Source organism: Streptomyces brasiliensis (assembly GCF_014647875.1).
In the GTDB taxonomy this organism is placed as follows: Bacteria; Actinomycetota; Actinomycetes; order Streptomycetales; family Streptomycetaceae; genus Streptomyces; species Streptomyces brasiliensis.
The window spans coordinates 308,626-331,940 of sequence record NZ_BMQA01000001.1; the positions used below are offsets into that span (position 1 = coordinate 308,626).

At 70.4% G+C, this 23,315-nt stretch carries 17 protein-coding genes and 3 pseudogenes; 10 read left to right on the forward strand and 10 right to left on the reverse strand.

Annotation, left to right across the window (positions count from 1 at the left end; translation table 11 throughout):
* Position 1: 1 nt before the first annotated feature.
* Both IEZ19_RS01435 and IEZ19_RS01440 read right to left on the reverse strand, forming a co-directional pair.
* Positions 2-1,294: an ABC transporter substrate-binding protein gene (locus tag IEZ19_RS01435; RefSeq protein ID WP_189309088.1), complete on the reverse strand. Its 1,293-nt coding sequence runs from the start codon at positions 1,292-1,294 to the stop codon at positions 2-4.
* A gap of 115 nt (positions 1,295-1,409) precedes the next feature.
* The gene (locus IEZ19_RS01440; RefSeq protein WP_189309089.1) at positions 1,410-3,551 is read right to left on the reverse strand and encodes a DUF8189 domain-containing protein; all 2,142 of its coding nucleotides are present in this window, start codon (positions 3,549-3,551) and stop codon (positions 1,410-1,412) included.
* A gap of 281 nt (positions 3,552-3,832) precedes the next feature.
* Here IEZ19_RS01440 and IEZ19_RS01445 point away from each other — a divergent pair.
* Positions 3,833-7,900, forward strand: a pseudogene (locus IEZ19_RS01445) (discoidin domain-containing protein).
* A gap of 61 nt (positions 7,901-7,961) precedes the next feature.
* Here the strand turns inward: IEZ19_RS01445 and pgm are convergent.
* The 3 genes and pseudogenes from pgm to IEZ19_RS50315 form a co-directional block, all read right to left on the reverse strand.
* Entirely contained in the window at positions 7,962-9,602 is a 1,641-nt protein-coding gene (pgm, locus tag IEZ19_RS01450) for a phosphoglucomutase (alpha-D-glucose-1,6-bisphosphate-dependent) (RefSeq protein ID WP_189309090.1), read from the reverse strand.
* Between the two features lie 106 nt (positions 9,603-9,708).
* Positions 9,709-10,025, reverse strand: a pseudogene (locus IEZ19_RS01455) (MASE1 domain-containing protein); the annotation flags it as partial.
* A pseudogene (locus IEZ19_RS50315) lies at positions 10,012-10,170 on the reverse strand (serine/threonine-protein phosphatase); the annotation flags it as partial. The pseudogenes IEZ19_RS01455 and IEZ19_RS50315, both read right to left, overlap by 14 nt.
* A 505-nt stretch (positions 10,171-10,675) precedes the next feature.
* Between IEZ19_RS50315 and IEZ19_RS01460 the strand changes: the two are divergent.
* Positions 10,676-11,167: a peptidylprolyl isomerase gene (locus tag IEZ19_RS01460; RefSeq protein ID WP_189309091.1), complete on the forward strand. Its 492-nt coding sequence runs from the start codon at positions 10,676-10,678 to the stop codon at positions 11,165-11,167.
* Between the two features lie 85 nt (positions 11,168-11,252).
* Here IEZ19_RS01460 and ykgO read toward each other — a convergent pair whose 3' ends face one another.
* Positions 11,253-11,375, reverse strand: a complete 123-nt coding sequence (ykgO, locus tag IEZ19_RS01465; protein WP_189309092.1) for a type B 50S ribosomal protein L36 — start codon at positions 11,373-11,375, stop codon at positions 11,253-11,255.
* A gap of 253 nt (positions 11,376-11,628) precedes the next feature.
* On the opposite strand from ykgO, the gene IEZ19_RS01470 reads away from it, so the two are divergent.
* A complete protein-coding gene (locus IEZ19_RS01470) occupies positions 11,629-12,843 on the forward strand; it encodes a chitinase (RefSeq protein ID WP_189309093.1) in 1,215 nt (404 codons plus the stop codon).
* Between the two features lie 19 nt (positions 12,844-12,862).
* Here IEZ19_RS01470 and IEZ19_RS01475 read toward each other — a convergent pair whose 3' ends face one another.
* Both IEZ19_RS01475 and IEZ19_RS01480 read right to left on the reverse strand, forming a co-directional pair.
* Positions 12,863-13,129, reverse strand: coding sequence for a hypothetical protein (locus tag IEZ19_RS01475; RefSeq protein WP_189309094.1), 267 nt, complete (start codon positions 13,127-13,129; stop codon positions 12,863-12,865).
* A gap of 44 nt (positions 13,130-13,173) precedes the next feature.
* Positions 13,174-14,175: an aminoglycoside phosphotransferase family protein gene (locus tag IEZ19_RS01480; protein ID WP_189309095.1), complete on the reverse strand. Its 1,002-nt coding sequence runs from the start codon at positions 14,173-14,175 to the stop codon at positions 13,174-13,176.
* Between the two features lie 203 nt (positions 14,176-14,378).
* Between IEZ19_RS01480 and IEZ19_RS01485 the strand changes: the two genes are divergently transcribed.
* From IEZ19_RS01485 to IEZ19_RS01500, 4 genes are all read left to right on the forward strand, one after another.
* Complete coding sequence (locus IEZ19_RS01485; RefSeq protein ID WP_189309479.1) at positions 14,379-15,704, forward strand: ThuA domain-containing protein; 1,326 nt, start codon at positions 14,379-14,381, stop codon at positions 15,702-15,704.
* A gap of 29 nt (positions 15,705-15,733) precedes the next feature.
* Positions 15,734-16,510 carry a polysaccharide lyase family 7 protein gene (locus IEZ19_RS01490; RefSeq protein WP_189309096.1) on the forward strand — a complete coding sequence of 259 codons (777 nt, stop codon included), beginning with the start codon at positions 15,734-15,736 and terminating at the stop codon, positions 16,508-16,510.
* 98 nt (positions 16,511-16,608) lie between these two features.
* A complete protein-coding gene (locus IEZ19_RS01495; protein ID WP_189309097.1) occupies positions 16,609-18,270 on the forward strand; it encodes a multicopper oxidase family protein in 1,662 nt (553 codons plus the stop codon).
* A gap of 247 nt (positions 18,271-18,517) precedes the next feature.
* The gene (locus IEZ19_RS01500) at positions 18,518-18,979 is read left to right on the forward strand and encodes a hypothetical protein (RefSeq protein WP_189309098.1); all 462 of its coding nucleotides are present in this window, start codon (positions 18,518-18,520) and stop codon (positions 18,977-18,979) included.
* 120 nt (positions 18,980-19,099) lie between these two features.
* Here IEZ19_RS01500 and IEZ19_RS01505 read toward each other — a convergent pair whose 3' ends face one another.
* On the reverse strand, positions 19,100-19,591 hold the full coding sequence (locus tag IEZ19_RS01505) for an FBP domain-containing protein (RefSeq protein WP_189309099.1): 492 nt from the start codon (positions 19,589-19,591) through the stop codon (positions 19,100-19,102).
* 71 nt (positions 19,592-19,662) lie between these two features.
* Here IEZ19_RS01505 and IEZ19_RS01510 point away from each other — a divergent pair, with 71 nt between their 5' ends.
* Together IEZ19_RS01510 and IEZ19_RS01515 are read left to right on the forward strand one after the other, a co-directional pair.
* Positions 19,663-20,232, forward strand: coding sequence for a TetR/AcrR family transcriptional regulator (locus IEZ19_RS01510; protein ID WP_189309100.1), 570 nt, complete (start codon positions 19,663-19,665; stop codon positions 20,230-20,232).
* Positions 20,233-20,289: 57 nt separating this feature from the next.
* Positions 20,290-21,495, forward strand: coding sequence for a GDSL-type esterase/lipase family protein (locus IEZ19_RS01515; protein ID WP_189309101.1), 1,206 nt, complete (start codon positions 20,290-20,292; stop codon positions 21,493-21,495).
* Here IEZ19_RS01515 and IEZ19_RS01520 read toward each other — a convergent pair.
* Entirely contained in the window at positions 21,483-22,019 is a 537-nt protein-coding gene (locus tag IEZ19_RS01520; protein WP_189309102.1) for a DUF2269 family protein, read from the reverse strand. The genes IEZ19_RS01515 and IEZ19_RS01520 overlap by 13 nt on opposite strands.
* Before the next feature lie 252 nt (positions 22,020-22,271).
* Between IEZ19_RS01520 and mgrA the strand changes: the two genes are divergently transcribed.
* Positions 22,272-23,315, forward strand: coding sequence for an L-glyceraldehyde 3-phosphate reductase (gene mgrA / locus IEZ19_RS01525; protein WP_189309103.1), 1,044 nt, complete (start codon positions 22,272-22,274; stop codon positions 23,313-23,315).

The window sequence follows — 23,315 nt, forward strand, 5'->3', positions numbered from 1 at the left end:
GTCACGCGTTCCAGATCTTCTCGGCGTCGCGCTGCCAGTCGGTGAGGATGGAGCCGATGCTCTTGGGCTTGGCGATGAACTTGGTCAGGGCGGTGTCCGCGGTGGGCTGGAGGGCGTCGCTGGAGTCGCGGTTGAAGAACTGGGTGATCTCCGCGGCCTCCTCGATGTGCTGGCGGCCCTTCTGCACCAGCGGGGTCCCGGCGTCCTTGGCGTCGGGGTTCGTGGGCAGGACGGTGCCGGAGGAGCCCTTGATGTAGATCTCCTGGGCCTCCGCGGTGGCGAGGTAGCGCATCAGGTCGACGACCTCGTCGCGGCGTCCGGTGCGGGCGCTGGCGAAGTAGCCGTCCGTGGGCGCCTCTTCGGCGAGCGGGACCTTGCTGTCGATGATCGGGAAGCGGAAGAAGTCGATGTCGTCGAGGGCGTTCTTCGGTGCCGCGTCGGCGAAGAAGGTGCCGATGAGCATCATGCCGCTGCGGCCGTTGAGCAGGGAGGTGGTGGCGTCCTGGAAGGCGACCGCGGTGCCGTTCGGGTCGACGTACGGCAGGACCTCCGCCCAGCGGTCGAAGACCTTGCGCACCTCGGGGTCGTCGAACCGGTGCTTCCCGGCGAGGAGTTCACGGTGGTAGACGGCGCCGTTGATCCGGATGTCGAGATAGTCGAACCAGGCGGACGCTACCCAGGCGGTGTTGCCGCCGGCGCCGAGGCCGATCGGCGCGATGCCCTTGGACTTCAGCTTGTCGCACAGGTCGAGGAACTCGTCCCAGCTCTTGGGCTCCTGCACGCCCCACTTGGCGAAATTGGACTTCCGGTAGAACATGCCCCACCAGTAGTAGGTGGTGGGCACGAAGACCTTCTTGCCGGAGGTCGCGGTGCACAGCGTGTTCAGCGCCTTGGAGTAGCCCTTGAGCTCGGGCGAGGACCACACCTCGCCGAGGTCGAGCAGCAGGTCCTTCTTCGCGTAGGCGTCCGCGACCGAGCCGGGGTACCAGGTGTACACGTCCGGCGGGTTGGCGGAGGTGAGGTAGGTGGGCAGCTGGGTGCGGAAGGTCTCGGCCGCCACGGTGTTGAGGCTGGCCTTGCCGGAGCCCTTCTTGGCGTAGGCGGCGACCACGTCCTCCATCGCGGCCTTGGCCTGCGGGGCGGAGAGGTTGGACTGGAGGGTCACCGCGCCGCCCCCGGAGGAGCTCTTGCCGGAGGAGGAGCCGGCGGTGACACAGCCGCTGAGCAGTGCCGTCGTCCCGACGGCACCGAGGCCGGCGAGGAACAGCCGACGGCTGGGGTGTTGGTTCGTCATGGAGTGCTCCCTGTGGATCCGCATGGCGGGGCCGGCCCTCCTGACGGCCGGGGCCCCGCTCGCGGCGGATCCAGGTTCGCGTGGCTCGATCACCACGTCAAGATTAATTCCTAATTTATTTGAACTGGGTCAGGTGCACGGAGCCGTCGACCCCGCGGTACACGGCGTCGACCGAGCCGTCCGGACCCGCCACCGCCCCGAGCGCACCGTCGAACGCGGCGCTGGGGAACTCCTGCCGCTTGCTCCACCACTGCCAGGCACCGTTCTCGTAGCGCTGCTGCCAGAGGGTGTAGTCGCCGGCCCGTGCGTACAGCACCACGGCGTCGCCCACGGCGACCAGCGTCGGGCTGCCGCTCACGGTCCCGCCGAGCGAACTCCATTCCGACCACTGGCCGGAGGTGTCGCGCGAGCGCGTCCACACGTCGTCGGCCGCGGTGCGCACGGCCACATGGATCCGCCCCCGCGCGTCGACCACGGCGGACGGCCTGCCGTACACCGTGCGCTCCCCCGGCGTGCCGAGCGACGACCAGCCGGACACCGGCCCGCGCTGCACGACGCTTCCGTCCGCGCCACGCGCGAACAGAGTCCAGTGCGCGGGGTCGGTGAAGGCCACCGACGGGGCGTCGGTCAGCTTTCCGCCGAGGTCCTGCCAGGCGCCCCAGCGTCCGTGCGTGAACACCCGGCGGTACGCCCGCGAGTCGGCGCCGCGCACGAAGACGTCGATCCGGCCGCCGGCCGAGGCGTAGGCCGCGGGCTGGCCGAGGATCTTCCCGCCCGCCGGTCCGCCCAGGTCCGTCGTCCGCGTCCGGGCGCCGTCCTCCGCGCGCTGCACGAGGGTGCCGCCGGGGCTGCGGAAGAACGTGGTGAGCGCATCGCCGGCGCGGACGACCGCCGGGCTCGCCGAGGTGGGCGCGTGCAGGTCGGCGCCGGGCACGGCGTCCTCGCCGGTGAGCTTCAGGAACGCGGTGCCGTGCGCCGGGACGTCGACGGTGTACGACCCGGTGTGCGTGCCGCGGTCGGCGCGCGCCCTGAGGTCACGCACCTTGACGGCGCCGCCGAGGGCCACGTCCGAGAAGTTCACGGTCCGCTCGACCGCCTGGTCCGAGCGGTTGAGCAGGACGACCGCGCGCTTGCCGTGCCCGGAGAGCACTTTGCTGTAGACGTCGCCCACCGAGTCGGTGGCCACCCGGACGCCCTGCACGGCGAGCGGGTCCTGGTCGACGGCGATGATCTCGGGGTTGCGCAGCGTCCGCAGCATCGAGTCGGACAGGGTGCGCGGGTCGGAGCCGAGGACGAGCGGGGAGGCCATCTCGGCCCACATCACGAACTGGGTGGTCGACTCCTCCTCCGTCAGCTCCAGCGTGCCGTCGGCCATGGGGCGCGTGGGGATGAGGTAGTCGGGGTCGTTGTAGTGGCCGGGACCCTGCGCCTCGGGATTCCAGGCGTTCGCGTCCATGTTCCGCAGCACGTTGGGCCACTGGCCGGGGCTCGGGGTGCCCCAGGCGATGTCGGTGCCGGTGCGCCAGGAGTCCGCGATCGTCGGGGCGTAGACGTACGTGTTGTGCGCGTCCTGCTCGGGGGTGTGCGGCAGACCCCAGTCGTCGGTGAGCGGGTTGCACAGGTTCAGCAGCATCTTGCGGCCGGACTTGGCGACCGCGTCGCTGAACTCCTTGAACGCCGGGCCGGGATCGAGCTTGGCGCCGATGCCGCACAGGAAGTCGACCTTGATCGCGTCGATCTTCCAGTCCGCGAACTGCTGGGCGTCCTCTGTGTAGTGGCCGCGGCTGCCCAGGCCGCAGCTCTTGCCGCCGTCGTAGGTGCCGGCGTCGGTGTAGATGCCGGCCCGCAGACCGCGCTGGTGAAGATAGGAGACGAGGGCCGGGATCCCGGACGGGAAGCGGTCCGGGTTGGCCGTCAAGTGCCCCTGTGCGTCACGGGGGTTGTCGGCCTGCCAGCCGCCGTCGAGCCACACGATGTCGTATCCGCTGTCGCGCAGACCGCTGCTGACGAGCTTGTCCGCGACGGACCGCACTTCCTTCTCGGTGGGCGCACCGAGGCCGTAGTAGGTGTTCCAGCCCATGTAGGGCGTGGAGGCGAGGCCGCTGTCATAAAAGTCGGGCGCCCCCTGGTCCACGGCGGGGGCGGCCGTGGCGGCGGGGGCCGCCGTCGCGGCCAGGACCACGGCGGTCGCGGTCGCGACGGCACCGCGGGTGAGCGCGCGGGACCGGGCGCTCCGGGTGGGTGGGAGTGAAGTCACGTGCCTCTCCGAAGGGTTGGGAAGCAGGAGGAGACATGACGCGGCCACCCGGTGACGGGCGTCAACGGCGTCACGGCGAAGACTGTGGCGTGAGGCCGAAACGCTGTCAAGAATTATTCCTAATTTATTGAGAGAGCCTGCCCTTCCTTCCCGGGACCTTGACAGTCCCGGCCGCGCGGTGCAGTGTTCGGCAACGTTGTCAAAGGGGCCTGGCAACGTTGTCACCCCTTGGTCCAGGCCACCCCCGTTCATGCACATTCCCTGATCGGAGCCCGCCGCTCATGTCGGATCAGACCTCTCAGCCCTCTCGTCGGACCCTGCTGTCCGCCGGCTCCACCCTTCTCGCGGGCTTCGGGCTCGGCATGACACTGCCGGGCCCGGCCGCCGTGGCGGATTCCGGACAGGCCCGGCAGCCGTCGCGGGGCGAACTCGCCGCGTACCGCCCGGTCGCGGTGTCGTCCACCGACTACGCGCCCACACCGGCCGAGTTCGCCGTCGACGGCCTCGGCCTGGTCGGCGTGCGCGGCACGGGATGGCGTGCGGCGGACGGTGATCCGCAGTGGATTTCGGTCGACCTGCAGGCGCTGTGCGAGGTCGAGTCGGTGCGGCTGGTCTTCGAGGCCACCGCGGACGACCCGCCGTTCCACGACTCGCCGAGCGGCAGCCCGCGCGACAACACCACCGGCCAGGAGGTCCTGTCCAGTTGCGCGGTCGACTTCGTCGTGGAGACCTCGCGCGACAACACGTCCTGGACGAGCGTGTACGCCACCGACTCGGGCAAGGGCGGGGTCGTCGAGATCACGCCGCCGAAGGCCGTAACGGCCCGCTGGGTGCGGCTGACCGTGCGCAAGCGCTCCAACTCCAATCCGCTGGGTCTCAACGGCTTCCAGGTCTACGGCACCTCGCCCACCACGCGCCCGCACGCCACGGGCTGGACCGACTGGGGCACGCACGACACCGACGCCCCCGCGCTCCACGTGGCCGCCGACGGCACGGTCCCGCTGGAGTCCGGCTGGGACCTGACGATGGACGACTGGGCGGACGGCGACGGCTCCGCGCTGTCCGAGCCTGCCGTGGACACGAGCCGTTGGCTGCCCGCCACGGTGCCCGGCACGGTCCTGACCTCGCTCGTGGACCAGGGGCACCTGCCGGACCCGGTCGCCGCCTTCAACAACCTCCATGTGCCGGAGGCCCTGTCCCGGCACTCCTGGTGGTACCGGCGGCAGTTCCGGCTGCCGAAGGGCCTGCGCGCCGGTGCCGGACGCCATGTCTGGCTGGAGTTCGACGGGGTCAACCACCACGCCGACGTCTGGCTCAACGGCCGTGAGGCGGGCGGTCTCACCTTCCCGTACGCGCGCACCGCGCTCGACGTCACCGAACTGCTGGCGGACGGTGAGCAGGCGCTCGCGGTGAAGATCACCCCGATGCCGTTCCCGGGCAGCCCCACCGACAAGGGCCCGGCGGGTCTGGCGTTCGTGGACGCCGGAGCGAACATGATGAACCGCAACTCGCCCACATACCTTGCCGCTTCGGGCTGGGACTGGATGCCGGCCGTCCGGGACCGGGCCGCCGGCATCTGGAACCACGTCCGGCTGCGCTCGACGGGCGCGGCGGTCCTCGGTGACCCACGGGTCGACACCCGGCTGCCCGACCTGCCGGACACCGGCACGGCCGAGCTGACCGTCGTGGTCCCGGTGCGCAACGCCGACGCCGACGACCGGCGCGTCACCGTCACCGCCGCCTTCGACGGCGTACGGGTGAGCCGCTCGGTGACCGTGCCCGGCGGCGAGACGGCCGACGTGGTCCTCTCCCCCGCCGACTACTCCCAGCTCCGGGTGAAGAACCCGAAGTTGTGGTGGCCCAACGGCTACGGCGAGCAGCATCTGCACGATCTCACGCTCACCGCCTCGGTCGGCGGCGCGGAGAGTGACCGGCGCACGGCCCGGTTCGGCATACGGCAGTTCGGCTACGAGTACGACGTACCCCTGACCTTCCAGTCCGGCAGCGACGCCTACGCCCAGACCGTCGACTTCGCCCGTACCAAGGCCCGTTACGTCCGAGTGCGGTGCCTGACGCGGGCCACTGGCTGGGGCTCGTCGATGTGGAGCCTCTCGGTCGCCGACAGCACCGCGCCCGACACGGACCTCGCCCTGCACAGGACGGCCACCTCGTCCTCGGTGGACGACGCGGCGAACCAGCCCGGCGACGCCACCGACGGCGACCCGAAGACGCGCTGGTCGTCGTCGTTCGAGGACGACCAGTGGATCCAGGTCGACCTGGAGTCGGCGCTCTCCTTCGACCGCGTCGTCATCACCTGGGAGCAGGCGTACGCCAAGACGTTCGCGATCGAGGTCTCGGCCGACGGCAACCAGTGGACCGAGGCGGCCTCGGTCGACAACACGGCCGCCCCGCTGCCGTTCCGGACGGCGGGCGCGGCGAGCCTGCAGAGCGTGGAGTTCGACGCGGCGACGGCGCGCTGGGTGCGGGTCCTGTGCCGTACGCGGGCGACCGGTTGGGGCTCGTCGATGTGGAGCCTGTCGGTCGTCGACAGCGCCTCGCCCGGCAGCGATCTGGCGCTGCGCAAGCAGGTGGACGCGTCGTCGGAGGCGGACGGCAGCCATGCCGCCGACGCGGTGGACGGGAACGCCAACACCCGCTGGACGTCGGCGTACGAGGACGACCAGTGGATCCGGGTCGACCTGGGCTCGTCGGCGCGCTTCGACCGGGTGGTGATCCTCTGGGAGCAGGCGTACGCGAAGACGTTCACCGTCCAGGTCTCCGACAACGGCGACGACTGGACGGACGTGAAGTCCGTGGACAACTCGACCGTGCCGCTCAAGATCAGCGTCAACGGGGTGCGGGTGTTCTGCCGGGGCGGCAACTGGGGCTGGGACGAACTGCTGCGCCGGATGTCACCGGAGCGCATGGACGCGGCCGTGCGGATGCACCGCGACATGAACTTCACCATGATCCGCAACTGGCTCGGAACCATCAACCGCTAGGAGTTCTACGCCAGTTGCGACGAGCACGGCATCCTGGTGTGGAACGACTTCCCCAACGCGTGGGCGATGGACCCGCCGGACCACGAGGCGTTCCTGAGCATCGCGCAGGACACGGTGCGCCGTTACCGCGGTCACCCGAGCATCGTGGTCTGGTGCGGCGCCAACGAGGGCAACCCGCCTGGACCGGTGGACGACGGCATGCGCGCCGCCGTCCGCGCGGAGGCGCCGGACCTGCTGTACCAGAACAACTCGGCGGCCGGCATCGTCTCCGGCGGCGGCCCCTACGGCTGGGTCGAGCCGGACCGCTACTTCTCCGCGTCCACGTACGGCAGCGGCAACTTCGGCTTCCACACCGAGATCGGCATGCCGGTGGTGTCGACGGCGGAGACGCTGCGCCGGATGGTGGGCGACGAGCCGGAGTGGCCGATCGGCGGCGCCTGGTACTACCACGACTGGAGCACGCGCGGGAACCAGGCCCCCCAGAACTACCGTGCCGCCGTCGAGTCCCGCCTGGACACCTCGAAGGACCTCGACGACTTCGCCCGCAAGGCGCAGTTCGTCAACTACGAGAACTTCAGGGCCATGTTCGAGGCGTGGAACGCCCGCCTCTGGCAGGACGCGAGCGGGCTGCTGCTGTGGATGTCGCATCCCGCCTGGTACAGCACGGTGTGGCAGACGTACGACTACGACTTCGACGTCAACGGCGCCTACTACGGCGCCCGCAAGGCGGGCGAGCAGGTCCACGTCCAGACGGGGCCCGAGGACGGCCGGGTGATCGCGGTCAACCACACCCCGGACCGGATCGCGGGTGCCACGGTCTCCGCCCGGTACTACGACGTCTCCGGGCGCCAAGTCGCCCCGGAGCAGCGGCAGAAGCTCGACCTCGCGCCCTCCGCGACCACGGAGGCGTTCACCGCGGGCTGGACGGACGCACTGCCGGACTTCCATCTCCTGCGGCTACGGCTCACCGACGCACGCGGCGCGCTGCTGTCGGAGAACACGTACTGGCGCTACCGCGACCCGTACGCCATGCAGGCGCTGAACAAGGCCCAGCAGACCCGGGTGTCCGTGGACATCACGGACACGGACGGCACGGGTTCGCGGCACGAGCTGACCGCGCGGGTCACCAACCGGGGTTCGTCGGTCGCCGCGATGGTGCGGCTCTCGCTCCTCGACGCGAAGACCGGAGACCGGGTGCTGCCCACGCTCTACAGCGACAACTACCTGTGGCTGCTGCCGGGTGAGTCGCGGACCGTGACGGCGTCCTGGCCGGCCGGGGCCCTCGCCTCCCGCCCGAAGCTCCGGCTGGAGGGCTACAACGTGCCGAGGGCGACCGCGCAGGGCTGACACCGGCCGGCCCTGTGAACTGCGGCCGGGCCCTTCCTCCCCGGGGCCCGGCCGCCGCGCCTCAGCCGCCGAGCGCCGCCAGGACCACACCCTTGGCCTCCTCCTGCACCCGGGCGAGGTGGTCGGGGCCGAGGAACGACTCGGCGTAGATCTTGTACACGTCCTCGGTACCCGAAGGACGGGCGGCGAACCAGGCGTTGGCGGTGGTCACCTTGATGCCGCCGATCGCCGCGCCGTTGCCCGGCGCCTCGGTCAGGACGCGGGTGACCTCCTCCCCGGCGAGGGTCTCGGCACTGACCTGGGCCGGGGAGAGCTTCGCCAGCAGGGCCTTCTCCTCGCGGGACGCGGGGGCGTCGATACGGGCGTAGGCGGGTTCGCCGAAGCGTGCGGCCAGTGCCGCGTAGTGCTCGGACGGCGTCTTCCCCGTGACCGCCGTGATCTCGGAGGCGAGCAGGGCCAGCAGGATGCCGTCCTTGTCCGTGGTCCACACCGAGCCGTCCCGGCGCAGGAAGGACGCGCCGGCCGACTCCTCGCCGCCGAAACCGATGCCCCCGTCGGACAGTCCGTCCACGAACCACTTGAAGCCGACCGGCACTTCGACGAGTTCACGGCCGAGGTCGGCGGCGACGCGGTCGATCATCGAGGACGAGACGAGGGTCTTGCCGACACCCGCGCCGGCCGGCCACTGCTCGCGGTGGCTGTACAGGTAGTCGATGGCGACGGCGAGGTAGTGGTTGGGGTTCATCAGGCCCGCGTCCGGGGTGACGATGCCGTGCCGGTCGGCGTCGGCGTCGTTGCCGGTGGCGAGGTCGAACCGGTCGCGCTGCTCGATGAGCGAGGCCATCGCGTACGGCGACGAGCAGTCCATACGGATCTGGCCGTCCCAGTCGAGCGTCATGAACCGCCAGGTGGGGTCGGTGTGCGGGTTGACCACCGTGAGGTCGAGGCCGTGCCGTTCGGCGATCCGGCCCCAGTAGGCGACGGACGCCCCGCCGAGCGGATCGGCGCCGATACGCACCCCGGCCGCCCGCACGGCGTCGAGGTCGAGGACGCTCGGCAGGTCGTCGGCATAGGTGCCGAGGAAGTCGTACCGCCCGGTGGTCGGGGCCGCGAGCGCACGGGCGTACGGGATGCGCCGTACGTCCTTGAGGCCGCCCGCGATGATCTGGTTGGCCCGGTCCTGGATCCAGGAGGTGGCGCCCGAGGCCGCCGGGCCGCCGCTCGGCGGGTTGTACTTGAAGCCGCCGTCGGCGGGCGGGTTGTGCGAGGGGGTGACGACCACGCCGTCCGCGAGCCCGGACATACGGCCGTGGTTGTGGGTGAGGATCGCGTGGGAGACCGCCGGGGTGGGGGTGTAGCCGTCGGCGCTGTCGATCAGCACGGTGACGCCGCCGGCCGCGAACACCTCGAGGGCGGTGACCTTGGCGGGCTCCGACAGCGCGTGCGTGTCGGCGCCGAGGAAAAGGGGGCCGTCGGTGCCCTGCGCCGCGCGGTACTCGCAGATCGCCTGGCTGGTAGCGGCGATGTGGTCCTCGTTGAACGCGGTCGCCAGGGACGATCCGCGGTGTCCCGACGTCCCGAACGCCACGCGCTGTCCGGGCTCGGCGGGGTCGGGGTGCAGCGCGTAGTACGCGGTGACCAGCCGGGCCACGTCGACAAGGTCCTCGGGCCCGGCCGGCCTGCCCGCTCGCTCGTGCGGCATGGGTCCGCTCCTCCACATCGGTTGATCCGTCGCTCGACGTCTCATCTTTCCCCGACACGGACCCGCCGCGCGAGTGCGCCCTGAGGCCGAGCGCGGCGGTGTCAGTCCGTTGCGTCTCCGTGTCGGTCGTCGTGAGGTGTTCGAGCACTTCGACCAGTTCCTGGCAGGCCTGCTCCACGGACATACGGGTGTTGCGCTGTTCGTTGATCACCGACGCCAGGAGCAGGGCGGTCAGGGCCATCGTCCCGTTGAAGGCCTGGAGCTTGACCATCACCTGGACATCGGTCAGCCCCTTGAACGGACCGAAGCGCTCCACAGCGGCCGGCGTGGTGGTCACGGACGCGAACAGGGCACACAGCATGCTGCCCGCAAGCGGGAAGCGCAGGGCGCCCGGATCAGCAGCGGGTGGACGAGGAAGAGCAGGCCGTGGGAGCATTCCGCGCTGCAGCGCGACGGCCGGCTCGACCTGGGAACGCTGCAGCTCGGCGCGCTCGCGTGCCTGGGCGGTGAGCGACCGGAGTCTGGCCAGCAGCTCGTCGCCGTCGTCCACTGCGCGCTTGCGGGGCATCGATCACTCCGTCGGGGCGGCGCCCATTCGTGACAAACCCCCCATATTCCGCCTTCGGCCGATCATAACGACTCCGGCACCTGGCCTGCAGCGACGCCTTCCAGCCGGACTTCCGCCCGCGCGAGGATCCCGGCGGACGAATACCCGTACCGGATGCCCGTGGTCGGCCGCGGCAGGACCGGCCGGGACGCCACCGGCGGTGCCTGCTCCTCCCTCACTCCGAGGACGGCGGGGGCGCGGTGCTCGACAAGTGGCCGATCGTGCCCAAGGAGCAGCACCTCCACAAGGGCGCGTGCCGCGGGGTCCGGTACTCGGACAAGGGCTTCGGGTACGTGGTCCTGAACGTCGACGGCGTCAAAGCGCACGTCGTCGCCACGCACGCGCAGTCCCGGGGGTGGTTCCGGCCCGCTCGGGGTACCTCACCCGGGCGATGTCGTTCGGTCCGCCGGCCGCCCGGAAGGGGTGGTTTCGGCGGGTCCGGCCGACAGGCGATAGGTTGATCGGCATGAGCGACAACGTCTACTTCGACATCACCATCAACGACGAGCCGGCCGGCCGTATCGTGTTCCGACTCTTCGACGACGTGGTGCCCCGGACCACGAAGAACTTCCGGGAGCTGGCCACCGGCCAGCACGGTTACGGGTACGCCGGTTCCGCCTTCCACCGGGTCATCCCCCAGTTCATGCTGCAGGGCGGCGACTTCACCGCAGGTAACGGCACCGGCGGCAAGAGCATCTACGGCGAGAAGTTCGCAGACGAGAACTTCCAGCTGAAGCACGACCGTCCGTACCTGCTGAGCATGGCGAACGCGGGCCCGAACACCAACGGCTCGCAGTTCTTCATCACCACGATCGTGACCGACTGGCTGGACGGCAAGCACGTCGTCTTCGGCGAGGTCGTGGAGGGCAAGGAGATCGTCGACAAGATCGAGACCCTCGGCAGCCAGAGCGGCAGGCCCAAGGCGACGGTCAAGATCAACGAGAGCGGCACGGTCTGACGCGACCGCGCGACGCGGAAACAGCGAGGGAGGACGGGGCGGCGCCCCGTCCTCCCTCGCCGCAGTTGTGCAACCGTGCTCCGTATCAGCCCTGGCGGGCCTTGAAGCGCGGGTTCTTCTTGTTCAGCACGTACGTGACGCCACGGCGGCGCACCACCTGCGCGCCGGGCACCGACTTCAGCGAACGCAGGGACTTGCGGACCTTCACGTCTCCGTCCTCCTCTTGCTCGGTGCGGCCGGCAGCCCTTCCCTCGCGCCACGATTGTTCTGCGCATGCCAGCCACTGAATGCGACAACAGCGACACCCGTCCCCGCATTCCCGCTCCTCGCCCGGCCTCGACCCGGGCAAAGAAATCGTATGGTCTAGTCCAAAGAGTCATTTGGACTAGACCAATCTATTGACGTGCACGCAACAGCTCCCGGAGGCTGGGGCGACTCCCCACCCCATCTGGAGGCCGGCAGTGCGACGTCTTCATGCATGTCTGGGCGCGGCGGCGGCCGTCACCCTCGCCGCCGCGGGCACGACCGCGCTCGTCGCGGGCAACGCCTCGGGCGCCACGACCGCGCTGGGCAATCGGTGGTACGCCGCCGCCCCGTATCTGATGCCGCTGGACAACGACCCGCCGGACCCGGCCGCCATCATGGACGCCACCGGCCTCAAGGCGTTCCAGCTCGCGTTCATCCTGGCCTCCAACGGCGGCGGCTGCTCGCCCACTTGGGGCGGTACGGCACCGGTCTCCTCGGACACCGCCGTGCAGTCGGTCATCAACACGATCCGCGCCAAGGGCGGTGACGTCTCCGTCTCCATCGGCGGGTACGGCGGCACGAAGCTGGGCCAGGCGTGCTCGGACCCGGCCTCGACGGCGGCGGCGTACCAGCAGGTCATCACCAAGTACGGCCTGCACGCCATCGACTTCGACCTGGAGGAGCCGGAGTACGAGAACACGGCGGCGATCCACAACGAGATCGGCGCGGCGAAGATCCTCCAGCAGAACAACCCCGGGCTCTATGTGTCCGTCACCACGGCGGGCACGGCGGACGGCACGGGCTGGTTCGGCAAGCAGATGCTGCTGGAGGCGAAGTCACAGGGGTTCACCCCCGACAACTTCTCCATCATGCCGTTCGACGGCGGCTTCAACGGGGCCGCGAGCCAGACCGGCGCGCTGACCAGCTTCAACTCGATCCTGCAGTCCACGTTCGGCTGGGACCAGGCGACCGCCTACGCCCACGAGGGCTTCTCCGGGATGAACGGCCGCAGCGACACCGGCGAGTACTTCACCCAGGCCGACTTCCAGACCGTCCTGGACTACGCCACCGGCCACAACATGGACCGCTTCACCTTCTGGTCCCTCAACCGCGACCGCCAGTGCTCGCCGCCCGACAACGGCGGCCGTACGTCCGGCACCTGTTCCAGCGTGACCCAGAACTCCTGGGACTTCGCCAAGTACTCGGTGAAGTTCGCCGGGGTCACCCCGCCGACCTCCACTCCGCCTCCCACCCCGACGCCGACTCCGTCGGGCACGGCGTGCAAGGCGGCGTGGAACTCCTCGTCGGTGTACGTGGGCGGCGACGAGGTGTCGTACAACAAACACAACTGGAAGGCCAAGTGGTGGACCCAGAACGAGGTGCCCGGCGCCGCGGAGTGGGGTCCGTGGCAGGACGAGGGCGCCTGCTGAGAGACGGGGGGATCGCCGCTCAGGGTATGTCTCCGTACCAGTCGTAGCGGCGGTCGCCGGGTCGGCGGGGCGTGTAGAGCGCCCTGCCGCCCGGCCCGTAGCGGCCCAGTTCCGTCGTGAGCGACACCTGTTCGCCCGGCGCCCCCTCGGGCCGGTCCGTGACGTCCAGGAGCAGCCCGTCCAGCGGGCCCCCGACCAGCTCCACGTAGGTGTGGCCCGGGCGGGGACCGGCGTCCTCGTGGTCGGCCCCGTACACCCGGCCGCGCATGAACTCCTGCTCATCCATACAGTGCAGGGTCGCATCCGCCACTGACAATCAGGGCCGACCGCTCACAGGGGCGGGTCGGTGAGGAGCCTCAGCAGCCAGTCGGCGCCGTCCACATCGCCGCCCGCCGCACCCGCGGCTGACGGGAACAGACGGCCCCAAGAGGCCGCCCGGCCGAGCGCACCGAGCCGCCAGGCCAGGCTCACGGCACGGCGCAGCTGCGCCCGCGTGCGGTCCTCGCCCGTCCATGGCTCGAGGTAGGCGTCCCGCAGCCGGGGCAGCACCTCGTCGCCGTAGTGCTCACACGCCCGTCGGGCGGGGACCAGCAGGCTGCAGAAGGGGTGGGAGACGACGGCGTCCCCCCAGTCGAAGAAGACGAACCGATCCGGCGCCGACCGGAACAACTGCCCGTCATGCAGGTCCGCGTGGTCGAGTGTGTCCGGCACGCCCGTGGCCGCGAGTTCCGCGCACCAGTCGACCAGACGCGGCCTCAGTGCGACGAGTTTCGCCCGCTCGTCCGGCCGCAGCACGGTGTTCCGTTCCACGAGTCGATCGAACGCCTCGGGGAGCGCGAGGGTGTGTACGGTGGGCACACCGAGTTCCTCGATCTCGTGGGTGTGCGGCACCAATGCCCGCTGCACGCACGCGTACTGACGCAGGAGTTCCTCCCACTCCCCCACGTCGACCGGCACCCGCCGCAGCGCGTCCCGGAAGAGTTCGCCCCCGTCGGGCAGCAGCGACCAGCCGCGGCCGGCGTCCACCGCGAGGGGTTCCAGTACGCTCTCGGGCACCCAGCGGGCCAGGGCCGCGGTCAGCGCGCCCTCGAAGGCGCTGGCGGGCGGATTCGCCTTGAACCACACGGTGTCACGGCCCTCTACGGGCACCCGCGCCAGAACGGACCACGGGCGCAGCCGTACCCGCAGCGTCCCGGTCGTGCGCAGCCCGCGCGCGGCCAACTCGCCCGCCACCCAGTCCAGGGCCTCGTTCCGCCAGGTCTCCCGCTCCCACGGAGTCACCGCGTCCGGGTACTGCCCACGGTCCACGGTCACCGTCGTCTCGTGCAGCATCGCGCCATCCCAGCACCGGGTCCGACCGGGCCGCCACCGCATTTCCGTCGGGCACGCCCTGCGTCCCCTCTTGACGTGTCTGGTTCAGACCTTTAAGTTCACGGATCACTGACGACACAAGGATGCGTCCAGAGTTCAGATTCATGAACGTCGCCACCTTCACCACCCCCACCGTCAGCCCCACACGAAAGGCTGTGCTCTCCATGGCCGAAACACCCCCCACCTCACGCGCCGGCGGTGTCAGACCGCCCGGAACCGCCCGCACCGTCCTGCGCCTGCTGGTGCTCCTGGCCGCGCTGCTGGGTCTGGCGGTTCCACCCGCCCAGGCGACGAGTCGCGCCGCCGTCCCGTTCAAGGTGCTGGCGCTCTACAACGGCACCTGGGACGCGGCGCACATCAGCTTCGTCCACGAGGCGAACGAGTGGTTCCCGCAGCAGGCGGCCGCGAACGGCTTCAGCTACACCGCGAGCAACGACTGGGACCTGCTCGCGAACGGCGGCGTACACGACTACCAGGTCGTGCTGTTCCTCGACGACCTGCCGCAGACGGCCGCCCAGCGGACCGGGTTCGAGCAGTACATGCGGGGCGGCGGGGCCTGGATGGGCTTCCACGTCTCGGCCTTCACCACCGACGCCGGCGGCTGGCCCTGGTACCACAACCAGTTCCTCGGCAGCGGCAACTTCAAGTCCAACACCTGGGGCCCCACCACGGCGGTGCTGCGCGTCGAGGACCGCACCCACCCCTCGACCCAGAACCTCCCGGCGACGTTCACCTCGTCCGTCAGCGAGTGGTACAGCTGGTCCAACGACCTGCGCACGAACCCCGACATCAGGATCCTCGCCTCGGTCGACCCGGGCAGCTTCCCGCTGGGCACCGACCCGAATCAGAGCTGGTACAGCGGCTACTACCCGATCCTGTGGACGAACACCAAGTACCGCATGCTGTACGCGAACTTCGGGCACAACGCGATGGACTACGCGACCGGCACCACACTGTCGTCCACCTTCGCCAGTGCCACGCAGAACCGCTTCCTCCTCGACGGCCTCAAGTGGCTCGGGGGCACGACCGGCACCCAGCCGCCGTCCGGCGGGCCCATCTCCGAGACCGCTTGGTACGCGGTCCGGAACGCCGGGAACGGCACCTGCGCCGACGCCCGCGCCGCCGCCACGGCCAACGGCACCGCCGTACAGCAGTACACGTGCAACAACACGGGCGCGCAGCAGTTCCAGTTCCGCTCCACCGACAGCGGTTACGTCCGGATCGCCGCCCGGAACAACCCGCAGCAGGTCGTCGACGTCACCGACCGCTCCACGGCCGACGGCGCGCCGCTGCAGCTGTGGGCGTACGGCGGCGGGACGAACCAGCAGTGGCAGCCGGTGGCCGAGACGGGCGGGCGGTACCACTTCGTCGCCCGGCACAGCGCCAAGTGCCTCACCGCGGGCGCCTCGTCGGCCGACAGCGTCCAGCTGACCCAGCGCACCTGCGACGGCTCCCCGGCCCAGAGCTTCCAGCTCACCGAGACGCCCTGACCGCCCCCGAACCGCGGAAGGCCCCCCGCATGACTCGCTTCAGGCTTCTCGCGATCGCCACCGTCGCGGGCCTCGTCGGCTGCGTGACCGCCCTCGGTACGGGCAGTGCCGGCGCGGCGGACCCGGACGTCGCGCCCGGCGGCAACTTCGACCTGTCGGTCTGGCAGCTCCAGGAACCGGTCGGATCGCCCGGCTCCCCGACCACCATCCCGTCGTCCCGGCTGCAGGGCGCGAACGGCTACCAGGACTCGTACTTCTACACCGACACCCGCGACGGCGCGATGACCTTCTGGGCGCCCGAGAAGGGCGTCACCACGCCGAACTCCAGCTACGCCCGTTCCGAACTGCGGGAGATGAACCGCAATGGCGGCGCCGCGGACTGGTCACTGAGCGGCCGGCACCGGTTGAGCGCGACGCTGCGGGTGGTCTCCGTGACCAAGAACGTCTGCGTCGGACAGGTCCACCTCGGCTCCGGCGGCTCGTCGACCAAGCCACTGCTCGAGCTGTACTACCACTCGAACGGCGACATCGTCCTGGGCACCGAGAACTCCCCGTCCGGCGGACAGACGACGCACCCGGTGGGACACGTCCCGGTCGGCAGGACCTGGAGCTACACCATCGCCATCTCGGGCGGGAACACCATCGACCTCACGGTCAACGGCACCACCACGCACTACGCCATTCCGTCGTCCTTCTTCCCCTACAAGCAGTACTTCAAGGCGGGCTCGTACAACCAGTCGGCCTCGGACAGCACGACGAAGGGCGCCCGTGTGGCCTTCTACGGGCTGACCGTGTCGCACGGCTGATCCGCCACGCCCTGGTGGGCGACATCACAGGCCCGACACCCCGAGACGCGCCGCTTCAGATACCGCACATATCAGCTTAAAACGTGTGTTATTCATTCATGCACAATCCTTCGCGGCGTACTTTGCTCTCCGCCTCGGTCGTGGCCCTCGGCTCGGGACTCGTGGCGTCCTGCACCGGAACCGGTTCCCACCAACAACAGGGCCCCCGCCCAGGGTCGGGGGTCATCACCGACACCCACGGCTTCGTCCCGCCGGGTCCCAAGGGGTATGTGGCCCCATCCGGTCCGGAGGTTCACGCCGCCGAGCGCAAACGGGGCTCCGGCCCGGTCCGCGTGTTCGAGCTGACCGCCACCGAGACGACCGTGGACCTGAACGGACGCAGAGTACGGACCTGGGCCTACGGCGAGAACGTGCCGGGCCCACAGGTCCGGGTCACCGCGGGCGACGTGCTGAGTCTCACCCTCGCCAACCGTCTGCACGCCGAGACCACGCTGCACTCCCACGGCGTCCGCATGCGCTGCGACATGGACGGCGTGCCCGGACTGACCCAGGAGGCGATCCAGCCCGGTACGGACTTCAGGTACCGCTTCACCGTCAGTCACCCCGGCACCTATCTGCTGCACTCCCACTCGGGCATGCAGTTCGACCGCGGCCTGTACGCCCCCCTCATCGTCGACGACCCCAAGGAGCCCCTCTCCTACGACAAGGAATGGGTCATCGTCCTCGACGACTGGCTCGACGGCGTGGACGGCTCCACGCCGGACCATGTCCTGGAAGAACTCATGGACGGCAAGGGCATGGCCATGGACGGCATGGGCATGGGGCCCGGGGGCGCCGGCGCCGGCCACGGCGGGTCCGCGAGCCCGCACGCGCATGCGTCGGCGTCCGCGCGGGCCTCCGCCTCCGCGCGGCGGGCCGGTCCGTCGCGCATCCTCCACGGCTCGCGCAGCCGCATGCTGCGCAGCGAGGCCGGCAGCGTGAACTATCCGTACTACCTCATCAACGGACGCCCACCGGCCAGTCCGTCCGTCTTCCGCGCCCGCCCAGGCGACCGCATCCGGCTGCGCATCATCAACGCGGGCTCCGATACCGCCTTCCGGGTCGCCCTGGGCGGCCACACCATGACCGTCACGCACACCGACGGCTATCCCGTCGAGCACAAGGAGACCGACGGGCTCCTGCTGGGCATGGTGGAGCGCTACGACGTCCTCGTCACCGCCAAGGACGGCGTCTTCCCCTTCGTCGCACTCGCCGAGGGCAAGCAGGCCAAGGCCCTTGCCGTGCTGCGGACCAGCAACCAGCCGACCGTGATCCGACCCGATGCGTATCCGGCCGAACTCGACCGCGAGGTCGTACCCGCCCGGCGCATGAGCCCGCACGAGTCCGTGGCCCTGCCGGAGCGCAAACCCGACCGTGAGATCCGCATCAAGCTCACCGGGAACATGAAGGACTACAACTGGGGCTTCGACCACAAGGCCTACTCGGTGACCCAGCGCCACCCCATCCGCGCGGGCGAACGCGTCCGGCTCACCCTCATCAACGCCACCGACATGTGGCACCCCATGCATCTGCACGGCCACACGTTCGCCGTTCTGGGCCTCGACGGCCTGGGTGCACGCAAGGACACCACCATCGTGCACCCCCACCGCAAGCTCGACCTTCAGTTCGACGCGGACAACCCCGGGCTGTGGATGCTCCACTGCCACAACCAGTACCACTCGGAGTCGGGCATGATGACGATCCTCGGCTACCGGACCTAACGTGAACTACCCATCGCGAAAAGGGTGTTGGCCGCGTCTGAGACGAAGGGTGCACGGTACTGTCCGGCCCTGTGCACCGGACCCGTCGGGCGCGCCCGCTGCGGCCCCCCGGAAGACCTTCACCACGTTCGCCCACGTTGCTCCGTGCGAGTGGTGGTTCTTCCGCGACGGTCGTAGCGTCGATAAAGAGGCCGTCGCGTTCAGGGCGCGAGGCCGTCAGGGTGCAGTCAGGCCGGCGGGAGCGGATATGCGCAGACCAGTGCGGTGTACGGCGATCATGATCTGGGCGGGCGTGCTGTTCGCGGGAGTCACGACCACGGCCTCCGCGGGCCCGTCGGCGTCGGTTCCGGACGCGCGGGAGAGGGTGTCGACCACACCGGTACTGGTCGACTGTTTCTGGCATTCGACCGTACGTCCGGACGACTTCATCCTCGCCTGCGCGGACGGCAACAGCCGCCTTACCGGCCTGCAGTGGTCGCAGTGGGGTAAGAACTCCGCGATCGCCGAGGGCGTGAACGTGGTGAACGACTGCAAGCCGTACTGCGCGGCAGGCAAGTTCCACCCGTACAACGTGACCGTGCGGCTCGACGGCCCGAAGCCGTGGGAGAAGAACCCGCAGATGGACCACTTCACGCGGATGAGCCTGACCTTCCACGGCGCCAGGCCGGAAGGGTTCAAGCAGGTGATGACGTACTCGCTGTGGGACTGACCCCTCGGGACGCCCGCAGCTCGGCCCCAGCCCGTTCCGGCGGGCTGGGGTTCTTGCCGTCCCCGACGCTCCGACCCCCGTATCCGCCCGGCCCTCCGAGGTGCGGTGGGCGGTCCCGGGTCATGCTGTGACCTTGGCGAGGAACGCGTCGACGTTCGCCACGGTGCGCAGGATCTTCTCCGCCGGCGTGAGCGACTCGGGGAGCCGGGCACCGACATCCGCGTCCTTCTTCCCGCGCACATACAGTGAGCAGGCGAGGTCGCTGCACATGTAGGCGCCCACGGAGTTGCCCTGCTGCCCGGCCCGGCCCGCCTTCGGCGCGACCATCAGCGAGACGCCGCCGGTGTGGACGGTCAGGCACATCGAGCACATGCTCCGGCGCGTCTGCCAGGAGGCGGCACCGGAGGAGCGCAGCACGACGCCTCGTGCGCCGGCGTCCCCCGCCGTGACGAGGTAGGCACGGTCCGGAGCCTGGGGATCGCGCCAGCCCAGGAAGTCCAGGTCGTCCCAGGGCCGGTCGGCCAGGTCACGGGGGACGAACAGGCGCTTCGCCTCGCCCTTGGTGCAGTTCACGAACGCGGCACGGATCTCTTGCTCGGTCAGCGGCTTCATAACGTGCACGCTAATTTGCCTAAAGCTTTTAGGCAAATGCATAATCTGTTCTGCCGAACGAGAGGAGGCCCATGGCACGCGCAGGACTGACCGCGGATCGCCTGACCAGGGCGGGAGCGGAGCTGGCCGACGAGGTCGGCTTCGAGCAGGTGACCGTCTCGGCGCTGGCCAGGCGGTTCGACGTCAAGGTGGCGAGTCTCTACTCGCACGTGCGGAACTCGCACGATCTCAAGACCCGGATCGCCCTGCTCGCCCTGGAGGAACTCGCCGACCGGGCCGCCGAGGCCCTGGCCGGACGGGCCGGCAAGGACGCGCTGACCGCCCTGGCCGACGTGTACCGCGACTACGCGCGCGAGCACCCCGGCCGTTACGCCGCGGCCCAGTTCAGGCTGGACCCGGCAGCGGCGGCGGCGAGCGCCGGCGGCCGGCACGCGCAGATGACCCGCGCGATCCTGCGCGGCTACGACCTGACCGAGCCGGACCAGACCCACGCGGTCCGTCTCCTCGGCAGTGTCTTCCACGGCTACGTGAGCCTCGAGCTGGGCGGCGGCTTCAGCCACAGCGCCCCCGACACCCAGGAGACCTGGACGCGGATCCTGGACGCCCTCGACGCCCTGCTGCGCAACTGGCCCGAGCGCTGACCCCAACACCCCCAGACCGCTGCCCCAACACCCCCAAACCATAGACCGGTTGAGGACATGAACAGCACCGACCACGACTTGATCACCACGCCCGTCACCGCACGCCTGCTGCGCGGCGCGCTCGACCTGGAGCGCACTGCCGACGGCGTCCTGCCGCACCGGCTGCCCGCAGGCGCCCGCGCCCAGTGCGCCGACGCCCAGCTCGCCATGGCCGAGTCCCAGCCCTCCGGCGTCCGGCTGGCGTTCCGCACCCGCGCCACGGTCGTGGAACTGGAGACACGGCCCACCAAGCGGGCCTACGTGGGCGCGCCGCCGCGCCCCGACGGCGTGTACGACCTGCTCGTCGACGGGCGCCTGAGCCGGCAGGCGTCCGTGACCGGCGGCAACACCGTGACACTCGACATGACCACCGGAATCAGCGAGTTCCGGCCCGGCCCGACCGGCACGGTCCGCTTCGGGGGCCTGCCCGACGCGGTCAAGGACGTCGAGATCTGGCTGCCGCACAACGAGACGACCGAAGTCGTCGCCCTGCGCACCGACGCGCCCGTCGAACCCGTACCGGAGCAGGGCCGTCCGGTGTGGCTGCACCACGGCAGTTCGATCAGCCACGGCTCCGACGCCGCGAGCCCCACGGCCACCTGGCCCGCGCTCGCCGCCTCCCTCGGCGGTGCGGAGCTGATCAATCTGGGCCTGGGCGGCAGCGCCCTGCTGGACCCCTTCACGGCCCGCGCGATGCGGGACACGCCCGCCGACCTGATCAGCGTCAAGATCGGCATCAATCTGGTGAACACTGACCTGATGCGGCTGCGCGCCTTCGGTCCCGCCGTCCACGGCTTCCTCGACACCGTCCGCGAGGGCCACCCCAGCGCTCCGCTGCTGGTGGTCTCGCCGATCTTGTGCCCGATCCACGAGGACACCCCCGGCCCCAGCGCATTCGACCCCGCCGCTCTGGGCTCCGGACAGCTTCGGTTCCGCGCCATGGGAGATCCCGCCGAGCGCGCGAGCGGCAAACTGACCCTCGGTGTCGTCCGGCAGGAGCTGGCGCGGATCGTGGAGCAGCGGGCGGCGGCGGACCCGAACCTGCACCTGCTCGACGGCCTCGACCTCTACGGCCCCGACGACTACGCCGCGCTGCCGCTGCCCGACGAGCTGCATCCGGACGCGGCCACCCACCGCCGTATCGGCGAACGCTTCGCCGGGCTGGCCTTCGGCACCGGCGGAGCGTTCGCCCCCTTGCGCGACCGAGCCGGTCAGGCGTCCTGACGGACGCGCTGCGCGGGCAGCGAGCCACGGGCCGGCGCGCGCAGTCGCCTGCCGCGCCGGGTCGTTCCCCAGGGCTTCAGGACCGAGATCGCGGTCATGAAGACATAGGCGGACAGGGAGACCACGGGCCCGAACAGGACGTCGCCGGCGTCCGGCAGGGGGCCGCCCGCGGCGACGGCCGCGACCGCGGAGTTCACGCCGGGACGCAGCGCGAGAACCGTGGCCGCGGCCGTGGCCGACGTCAGCCAGAACTTGACGCAGACCCACCGGTGCCTCGCCAGCCCCCAGTGGGTACCCAGGGACAGCACCAGACCGCTGACGAGCGTGAGGAACGCGACGGGGAGCAGGAGCCAGTCGGCGAAGAGCTTCATGGCCCGGACCGATGCCTCCACGGTCACCGCCGAGCCCGTGGTGGTCGCGGTGATCCCGAGTGCGAGCAGCCCGAGCGTGAGCCCGAGCCAGCAGGCGGAGGCGGCTACGTGGACGACGAGGGAGGCCCGGCGTGCGGGGCGGCTGAGTTTCACCTTCCTCACGGTGCCGGGCGGGAGCCGCGGTGGCGTCTGACGGCGGGAGTAGGCGCGCGTACTGGCCAGGGCGCAGCGGGCGGAGGTTCAGCTACTCCGGTCTCCCGGGCTGCCGCCCGGCCATTCAGAAACGACGCCGCTGAATCCCATGGAAAGGATCAGTTGGACTTCGGGATCACTCAGGAGCAGGGTAGGGGCGTTGCCCGGATTCGACGGGGCATTCCCTGGCTGCACCCACCCGGAGTAGACCCGATGAACCATGTCGCCGACCCCGAGCGTTACGACGGCACCATGCGGTACCGGCGCACCGGGCGATCAGGCCTCGACCTCCCGGTCCTGTCCCTGGGCTACTGGCACAACTTCGGCGACGACCGGCCGTTCGAGACGCAGCGGGAGATCGCGCTGCGCGCCTTCGACCTCGGGATCACCCACCACGACCTGGCGAACAACTACGGGCCGCCCTACGGCTCGGCCGAGATCAACTTCGGGCGTCTGATGAAGCAGGACCTGGCGCCCCACCGGGACGAGATGGTGATCTCGACCAAGGCCGGCTGGGACATGTGGCCCGGCCCCTACGGGCAGGGCGGCGGCTCCCGCAAGTACGTGCTCGCCTCGCTGGACCAGTCGCTGTCCCGCATGGGCCTGGACTACGTGGACATCTTCTACTCCCACCGGCTCGACGCGAGCACGCCGCTGGAGGAGACGATGGGCGCGCTCGACACGGCGGTCCGCCAGGGCAAGGCGCTGTACGTGGGGATCTCGTCGTACGACGCCGAGCGCACCCGGGAGGCGGTGGCCATCCTGCGGGACCTGGGCACGCCGCTGCTGATCCACCAGCCGTCGTACAACATGCTCAACCGCTGGATCGAGACGGAGGGCCTGCTGGACGTCGCCCAGGAGGAGGGCTTCGGCATCATCGGCTTCACGGCGCTCGCCCAGGGGATGCTCACCGGCCGCTATCTCGACGGCGTGCCGCAGGACTCGCGGGCGGCGAAGGGCACCAGCCTCGACACCGCGTGGCTGACGGACGAGATGATCCGGCGGCTGCGCGCCCTGAACGACATCGCGGCCCGGCGCGGGCAGGGCCTGGCCCAGATGGCGCTGGCGTGGGCGCTGCGCGACAGGCGGATCACCTCGCTGGTGATCGGTGCGTCGCGCGTCGAGCAACTGGAGCAGAACGTCGCGGCGTTGGAGAATCCCGACTTCAGCGACGAGGAGCTGGCCGAGATCGACAAGTACGCGACCGAGGGCGGCGTCGACCTGTGGCGGGACGCCCGTCTCGGCAACCTCGGCTGA